2 protein-coding genes and 1 pseudogene are annotated in these 2226 nt (G+C 62.3%); all 3 read left to right on the plus strand.

Annotated elements, in window-relative coordinates; all coding sequences use genetic code 11:
* Positions 1 to 293: hypothetical protein (locus tag DBR22_RS24200; RefSeq protein ID WP_441296255.1), on the plus strand; the 293-nt coding region annotated here is incomplete at its 5' end.
* Between the two features lie 312 nt (positions 294 to 605).
* Positions 606 to 1514, plus strand: a pseudogene (locus tag DBR22_RS20855) (CpaF family protein); the annotation flags it as partial.
* 59 nt (positions 1515 to 1573) lie between these two features.
* Entirely contained in the window at positions 1574 to 2212 is a 639-nt protein-coding gene (locus DBR22_RS20860; protein WP_108600563.1) for a recombinase family protein, read from the plus strand.
* The last annotated feature ends 14 nt before the right edge of the window (positions 2213 to 2226 follow it).

Raw genomic sequence — 2226 nt, forward strand, 5'->3', positions numbered from 1 at the left:
TTTCCGCCCCGCCGGTGCCTACGGCGTCAGCCATCGACTCATTGGTGGATGACGGTGCCGGAGCGGGGGTGGGTGCCTCCGTCGGTGCCGGCGTCGCGGGATCGGGGCTCGGCGAGGAGGAGGAGGAATCAGGAGCAGGCACTGGGGAAGAGGTGGGATCCGGGGCCGACGTCGTTGTGTCAGACGTTGGAGTCGGGGCCGGTTCAACAGCGAAGGCGACGCCGGAGAGGCTCGGCCCGGTCACCAGTAAGACCGCCAGAAGGGCGGTCCATGCGGACTGCAGGAAAGGATGACGGGACTGAGACGGGTTCCGCTTCATTTATTGGCTCCGGAGGCAATGAGGCGCTCCCCTGAACGCTCATCTGGGTAGCTGTTCCGGTGTATCCCCCCAGGGAGCCGCCGGACAGTGCGATTGAGTCTTAACGCGCTCACCCTAACACTGCAGTGGTTAGTGGAACCAGTGGTTCGGGTGTTGCCATTGTGAAAGGTGAGCCAACCGTTATCCACAGCCTGCGGCATATGACTTGGCGGCATGGTCTATGCTCCCTAGGCTGTACCCAGTCGGACTGCCTCCGCCGGGGGGCGGCAGTTGTATTGGGGAACTTATGGACGCTGTGCGCATCGTGGAGGACGAAGTCCGCGAGCTTATCCGGCGTCGCGGCCTGGATCCCTCGCAGCAGGCCGGCGAAGTCCGCCGCCTGGTCGAGGCAGCTGTCAGCGATTACGACGAGCGCGCGCTCATGGGTCCGCTTCCTCCCATTGGCCCGCTGGACGCCGCCCGCAGGTTCGTTTTCGATGCGGTGGCAGGCTTCGGGGTGCTGCAGCCCCTGTTGGATGATCCGTCAATCGAGGAAGTCTGGATCAACGCACCCAACGAAATATACGTCGCGCGGAACGGCGAATCAGAGCTGACGTCCCTCAGCCTCTCCGACCAGCAGGTGCGGGATCTTGTGGAGCGCATGCTCAAGAGCTCCGGCCGCCGTCTGGACATGTCCTCGCCGTTCGTGGACGCCGCGTTGCCCGATGGTTCCAGGCTCCACGTCGTCATCCCCGACGTCACTCGCCGGCACTGGGCCGTGAACATTCGAAAATTCGTCGTGAAGGCCAGCCGGCTTGAACATCTTGTCGAACTGGGTACGCTGACACCGCAATCCGCCCGGTTTCTGGGCGCCGCCGTTTCCAGCGGACTCAACATCCTCGTCTCCGGTGCAACCCAGGCAGGCAAAACCACCATGCTCAACTGTCTCGCAGCCAGCATCGGCAGCCGGGAGCGGGTCATCACGGTTGAGGAAATTTTTGAACTCCAGTTTCCGCTCCGGGACGTGGTGGGGCTTCAGTGCCGCCAACCCAACCTTGAGGGAGAGGGCGAGATTCCGCTGCGCCGCCTCGTTAAGGAAGCGCTCAGGATGCGCCCGGACCGCCTGGTGGTGGGCGAGGTCCGGGAAGCGGAGAGCCTGGACATGTTGATTGCCCTGAACAGTGGCCTGCCGGGGATGTGCACGGTACACGCGAGTTGCAAGATACCCCGGAAGGGTCTCGAGAGACGGTCTGCCTTCGCGTATAGGGTTGGCGTATGCCAGTCGCCATCTACGCCCGAATCAGCTCTGACAGGAAAGCTGACGCGGCGAACGTACAGATTCAGGTCACTGAATGCCTCCAACTCGTCAAAGGCCGGGGGCTTACGCTCTACCGCAACCCGGACTCCTCCAGCGACCGTGGAGCCTATGTTGACAACAACGTGTCAGTCGGGAAGATCGGCAGCATCAGACCCGACTGGGATGAGGTCCGGCGGTTAGCTCTCGCAGGAACCATCGACGCCATAGTGGCGTGGGCACCTGACCGGCTATACAGGCTGGCGGAAGAGCAGGCAGCCTTTGCCGCCGAGATGAAGCACAAGGGCATCAAGCTTCACTTCGCGACCTCACCTGACGCTGACCTGACGACGCCCACCGGTATCTTCCACGCTGGACTGAATGCCCTCATGGCCCAGCACGAGAATGATCTCAAGCAAGCCCGCATCGTCAGTAAGAAAAAGCAACAAGCCATAGATGGCGAGTGGAACGGGGGTAGGGCACCGCTGGGATACAAGGCGGTACCCAGCGACCCTAAAGAGCCACGCAGCAAATACAAGCTCGTGAAAAACCCACCCGTTGCCCGTGCCCTCAAGAAAGCAATAGGGACTGCCCCGGCTTTTGTTGACTCGGGGTCTTAGGCCGCTATGAGCGC

Origin of the sequence: Arthrobacter sp. HMWF013 (assembly GCF_003061105.1) — a bacterium.
Lineage (GTDB): Bacteria > Actinomycetota > Actinomycetes > Actinomycetales > Micrococcaceae > Arthrobacter.